Annotated in this window: 5 protein-coding genes; 4 read left to right on the top strand and 1 reads right to left on the bottom strand. The window is 70.7% G+C overall.

The genetic code is table 11. From position 1 onward, the window contains the following. The first annotated feature begins 503 nt into the window (after positions 1 to 503). The 4 genes from HII36_RS53045 to HII36_RS53030 all read left to right on the top strand — a co-directional run bounded on the left by HII36_RS53045 (position 504) and on the right by HII36_RS53030 (position 4,330). The gene (locus HII36_RS53045; RefSeq protein WP_173531007.1) at positions 504 to 1,568 is read left to right on the top strand and encodes an AI-2E family transporter; all 1,065 of its coding nucleotides are present in this window, start codon (positions 504 to 506) and stop codon (positions 1,566 to 1,568) included. A 124-nt stretch (positions 1,569 to 1,692) separates the two neighbouring features. After that, complete coding sequence (locus tag HII36_RS53040) at positions 1,693 to 2,580, top strand: hypothetical protein (protein WP_173531006.1); 888 nt, start codon at positions 1,693 to 1,695, stop codon at positions 2,578 to 2,580. Next, positions 2,577 to 3,686: a sensor histidine kinase gene (locus tag HII36_RS58445; RefSeq protein WP_173531005.1), complete on the top strand. Its 1,110-nt coding sequence runs from the start codon at positions 2,577 to 2,579 to the stop codon at positions 3,684 to 3,686. The genes HII36_RS53040 and HII36_RS58445 overlap by 4 nt, the downstream gene beginning before the upstream one ends. Next, the gene (locus HII36_RS53030; RefSeq protein WP_173531004.1) at positions 3,683 to 4,330 is read left to right on the top strand and encodes a response regulator; all 648 of its coding nucleotides are present in this window, start codon (positions 3,683 to 3,685) and stop codon (positions 4,328 to 4,330) included. Before HII36_RS58445 ends, HII36_RS53030 begins: the two co-directional genes overlap by 4 nt. 155 nt (positions 4,331 to 4,485) lie before the next feature. On the opposite strand, the gene HII36_RS53025 is transcribed toward HII36_RS53030, so the two are convergent. After that, positions 4,486 to 5,208 carry a helix-turn-helix transcriptional regulator gene (locus HII36_RS53025; protein ID WP_173531003.1) on the bottom strand — a complete coding sequence of 241 codons (723 nt, stop codon included), beginning with the start codon at positions 5,206 to 5,208 and terminating at the stop codon, positions 4,486 to 4,488. Positions 5,209 to 5,372 lie beyond the last annotated feature (164 nt).

The raw sequence follows: 5,372 nt of genomic DNA, 5'->3' as shown, positions 1-5,372 counted from the left end.
ACTCTCCAAACAATGTCTGGAAATGAATCCAAGCTGTCCATCATGTTCAAACCATGACAGGGTTATGCATGTAAATCATGCACTGGCTTTTAACACACTGTTGAGTTCTCAAGAAACGGACGCGTACTTCCCAGTTTCAGACCATCAGGTCTTCGCTCGGAGGCGTTCATCTCGTTTTGTTTTGTTCTTTCGTTGTGTCTTAATTCTTTCAGCCGTTCAAGTTCCTGTCAAATTGACCGGACTTGCTCGATCTGCGGGAATTAAGCCGCACCCCGTTTCCGGGGCAACCCCTCTAACTTACTCCGGTAACCGACTCTTGTCGAATCGGCCCGCCGTGGACGCGAACGTCCCCGGTGTGGAGGAGGTTAGAAGGTGTCCCGGAGTGAGGCCGACGATCTCCGCCGTCCTCGTGGGACTGGTGAACTCTATGTACGCCTCTCGGAACCGTCAAATCGACTGCCGTCCACCTGTGCGTCACCTGCGGGCCGGGTAGGGACCCGGTCATGCGTGATCAACCCGTGCCCAGGGCACTCATCATCCTGGTGGGCATCGCCGGCACGGTGATCACCCTGTTCGGGCTGCGGGAGGTCGCGTCGATCGCCGGTCCGGTCGTGCTGGCCCTGGTGCTGGTGATCGCCGTCTCCCCGGTGCGCGCCTGGCTGCACGACCGCAGGGCGCCCATCTGGCTGCAGGTCGCGGTGCCGTTCCTCATCGTGGTGCTGGTGCTGCTCGGCATGGCCGGCATCCTGACGATCTCGGCCACGCAGCTCGCCTCGCTGCTGCCCACCTACACACCCCAGTTCAAGCAGGTGCTCACCGACGCGCAAAACTTCGCCGTCACCCACGGGCTGAGCAACGACATGATCGACAAGGGCGTGCAGGCCTTCGACCCCGGCAAGATCTTCGGCCTGGCGCAGACCCTGCTCGGCAGCCTCATCGGCGTACTGTCCAGTCTCTTCCTCATCGTCGTGCTGCTGCTGGCGATGTCACTGGACGCCCCGCGCACCGCGCGAATCCTCTCCACCGGACAGGGACGCCGGCCCCAACTGGTGACGGCGCTCGACGAATTCGCCTCCAAGACCCGGCGCTATCTCATCGTCTCGACCGTTTTCGGGTTGATAAACGCGGTGCTCGACGTGATCGCCCTCTCGGTGCTGAGCGTTCCATTGCCGCTGCTCTGGGGCGTGCTGTCGCTCATCGCCAACTACATCCCGAACATCGGATTCGTCATCGGCCTGTTGCCGCCCGCGATGCTGGCCCTGCTGGACGGCGGTGTGAAGACGATGATTCTCGTCATCGCCGCGTACATCGTGATCAACGTGGTCACCCAGTCGTTCATCCTGCCCAAATACCTGGGTGACGCGGTCGGGTTGTCGACCACGATGACGCTCGTCTCGCTCATCGTGTGGGCGTTCGTCCTCGGCCCGCTGGGCGCCATCCTGGCCATTCCGCTCAGTCTGCTGGCCCGGGCGCTGCTCATCGACAGCGACCCGAGCGCCGGCTGGGCCGCCGCGCTGATCTCCGGCGAGCCGCCGGGCAACTCGGGGAGCAAGCCCAGGGCGCGGTAAGTCAATACCTCTCAGGTCAGATTCTTCGTGGCCCTGCGCCAGACGCGGCGGCCCGGCCCGCGCCGGAATCGTGGTGGCCATGCGAATTTCCCGACTTCGACGCATCTTCCGCCCCCGACCTGCCTTGCTGACTGAATCCGGATCCGGGCTCCGGCGTGCGGCCGTGCTGGCCTGCGGGTTCACGTTCGTGGCCGCGCTCGCCGTCTCCGGTCTGCCCGCACACGCGTACACCACCGGCTTCGCGCCGCACTGGGTGACCGTCGCCGCGGCGGCGGGCGGCGCGCTGTACGCCATCCGGCCGGCGCCGCGGGTGCTCGGGTGGGTGGCGGCGCTGCTGCTGCTCTGGTCGGCGAGCGGCATCGTGCTGGACGGGTTCCGCGCGTTCTTCGCGATCACCGGCATCCCGGCCGGCGAGTTCGCCCGGGTGGACTGGCCCGGCCTGGTCAAACGCGCGTTCGCCCTGGCCGCCACGGCGCTCGTCGGCGCGCTCGTGCTGCGTGACCTCCGGCTCCCCGACGGTCGCCGGCTCGGCTACCTCGCCTTCGCGCTCGGCTTCGTCTACCCCACGGCCAAGCTCTACTGGTCGTACGGCGGCACCCTGCTGCGTCCCGACGGATACGCGCAGGGTTTCCCGTACGCCGAGGTGATCCTGTGCGTGATCGGCGCGGCCGGGTCGCTCGCGCTCGCGCAGGAGTGGGGACGGCGGCTGCCGCGCGGGCTCGTGCTGCTCGGCGGTTGGACGGGAGCCGCGATGTTGACCACCATGGGGAGTATGTCCGTCTTCGGCACGCTCTCCCAGCTCGCCGGCCTGACCGATGGGCCCGTGCCGCTGCACGACGCGGCCGCCGTGGTGATGGTCGGCGCCGTGTACGGAAGCTGGCTGCTGTTCGGGTTGTGCGTGGGCGGGGCGACGCTGGCCTACCAGCGGCGGCCGCACGGCGGGCGGTCCTCTCGCGGGCCGGTCGACCGGCGGCGGTCCTGGACGGCGGCCGACGGTGAGCGCACGGCGTGAGAGTCCGGTCGGCGGATCTGGTGTTCGCCCTCGTGACAGGCGTGCCGCTGGTCTCGCTGTCCGTGGTCGTGGCGACGTTGTCGGTCCCCGGCGTACGTGCCGCCGTGCTCGTCGCCGCCTGCCTGGTGGCGCACGCGGGGCTGGTCTTCCGGCGGGATCCGCGCGGCTTGCTGGTGATCGCGGCGGCGTTCGGCGTGCAGGCGGCGGTGACCGGGCTGTTCCTGGTGCTGCCGTCCGTGGCGGTGTTCCCGATCGCGCTCTACTCCTGCACCGCGTACGCCACGCGCGTCCTGCCCCTGGCCGTCGGCCTGGCCGGGGCGGGGGTGGCGGCGGCCAGGTTCGCCACGGACACCAGCGTGACGGCTGCCCACCTGGGGCCGAGCCCGTGGCTGCTGCTCGCCCTGCTGGTCGCCGTGGTCGTGGGCGCCTGGGGGTTCGGGCTGTATCGCCGCACCCAGCTGGCCTACGTGGAACTGCTCGAAGAGCGTACGCGGGCCGTGGCGGAACAGGCCGCCCAGGCCGAGCGCGCCAGGATCGCCCGCGAGATGCACGACGTGGTGGCACACTCGTTGTCGGTGATCGTCGCCCAGGCCAGGGGCGGCAGGTTCGCGGCGGACCGGGCGGCGGACGTCCTGGCCACGGTCGAGGAGACCGGACGACGGGCCCTGACCGACATGCGGGCGCTGGTGGGCGTGCTCAGGGCAGAGGGAGAGCTGGAGCCGCAACCCGGTCTGGACGACCTGCCCGACCTGCTGCGCCGGACGCGCGAGGCCGGGCTGCGGGCCGAGCTGACCGTGGCGGGCGGGCCGCGGCCGATTCCGCCGACGGCCGAACTGACGGTGTACCGGGTGGTGCAGGAAGCCCTCACGAACACCCTCAAGCACGCGAATCGGACGGCCAAGGCGGAGGTCACGCTGGACTGGACGCCGGACGCGCTGGTCGTCACCGTCTCCGACGACGGACGGGATCGCGGAGACGGCGACGGGCTGGGCAACGGGCTGGCCGGGATGCGCGAGAGACTGGTCGCCGTGGGCGGCACCCTGAGCGTGGGAAGCGGGCAGGAAGGCGGGTTCCGCGTGCTGGCCCGCCTGCCGTACCCGTCATGAGCATCCGCGTGTTCGTGGTCGACGACCAGGATCTCGTCCGCACCGGCACGGTCATGGTCATCGCGGCCCAGCAGGACATGACCGTGGTGGGCGAGGCCCGCGACGGCGCCGACGCGCTGGAGAAGCTGGCCGCGGTGACCGCCGACGTGGTGCTGATGGACGTGCGCATGCCCCGCGTCGACGGCGTCGCGGCCACCCGGCGGCTGCTGGCCAGGCCGGGCGACGGGCCGCGGGTGATCGTGCTCACGACGTTCGACCTGGACGAGTACGCCTTCGCCGCGCTGCGGGCCGGCGCGTCGGGCTTCCTGCTGAAGGACGCGCCCGCCGAGGAGATCCTGGCCGCGGTGCGCAGCGTGCACCGCGGCGACTCGGTGATCGCGCCCTCGACGACGCGGCGGCTGCTCGACCACGTCGCGCCCCTGCTGCCGGTACGGGACCGCGAGCCCGACCCGTTGACGGAGCGCGAGCGCGAGGTGCTGCGGCACATCGCCAGGGGCGCCACGAACGCCGAGATCGCCGCCGCGTTGTTCCTCTCCGAGGGGACGATCAAGACCCACGTGGGCCGGATCCTGGCCAAGCTCGGGCTGCGTGACCGGGTGCAGGCGGTGATCTGGGCCTACGAGCACGGGCTCGCCGGCCGCTGACGACTCTTGCGGCGAGACCCGGCCTCGCCTACTGCTGGAGGCCCGATCCGGAAGGCCCCGGTCTGGAGGGCTCTGGTGGCCCGGCCTGCCGGGCTTTGGCGGCCTGGCCTGGTGGGCGCGCTGGGCGCCCGTCTCGGCGGGCGGTGGGAACCCGTCTACGCGGGCCGCTGGGTAGCGGGTTTGGGGACGAGTCGCCTGATCGGGACGCCGCTCAGCCGTTTGACGTCGTGCGAGAGATGCGCCTGGTCGGCGTAGCCGGCTTCGATCGCCACGTCGGCCAGCGGCAGCCCGGACCTGGCCAGGGTCAGCGCCCGCTGGAACCGTACGATGCGCTGCAACACCTTGGGCGGGTAGCCGAACGCGGCCAGGCTGCGCCGGTTCAGCTGCCGTTCGCTGAACCCCAGGTCCCACGCCACCTCGGCGACCGTGCGGCCCGAGCGCAGGGCGGCGGCGATGCCCGGGGCGGCGGTGTCGGCCGGCGACTGCCTGAGCCGCGCCCGGACGGCGGCGCGCATGACGGCGAGCCGCACCCCGGACTCGGTCCGCCCGGCGGGCCCGCCCACGGCCTCGGGCAGGCGCAGGCCGGGCAGGGCGGACAGGGGCACCCGCCGATCGCGCAGCTCGGCCGGCGGCACGCCGAACACCTCGCCCACCGCCCCCGGCTTGAACCTGATGCCGACGAACGTGTCACCGGCCGCCATGGACGTGGGCATCGGCCCGGTGTCCGGACCGGCGACGAACGGGCCGCCCGGCCCCCAGATGAGGTCGACGCAGGCGTCGGGGACCACGAGCTGGGTCTTGTCGGACTCCGCCACCCGGTGCCATACGCAGGCCAGACGGTCGGCGAGGTCGGGTGCCGGTGGCCGTTCCGCGTACATGACCGCCAACGTACGCCACACCACCGACAGAACCCGCCCCGCAGAACCCGGCGGAACCCCACCGGGCCGGAGTCACCCGGCCAGGCGGCCGTACGCGCGCAGCGTGTTCAGCTTGGACATCGTGATGTAGCCGCCCCACTCGTGTTTCACCAGCGGCGTCCACA

Origin of the sequence: Nonomuraea antri (genome assembly GCF_013283785.1) — a bacterium.
Lineage (GTDB): Bacteria > Actinomycetota > Actinomycetes > Streptosporangiales > Streptosporangiaceae > Nonomuraea > Nonomuraea antri.
This window is presented reverse-complemented; position numbering and strand designations above follow the sequence as displayed.

Excerpts from the sequence above, each read along its gene's own strand:
- HII36_RS53030 (WP_173531004.1), top strand. The coding sequence starts at position 3,683 with ATGAGCATCCGCGTGTTCGTGGTCGACGACCAGGATCTCGTCCGCACC.
- HII36_RS53025 (WP_173531003.1), bottom strand. The coding sequence starts at position 5,208 with ATGTACGCGGAACGGCCACCGGCACCCGACCTCGCCGACCGTCTGGCC.
- HII36_RS53045 (WP_173531007.1), top strand. The coding sequence starts at position 504 with ATGCGTGATCAACCCGTGCCCAGGGCACTCATCATCCTGGTGGGCATC.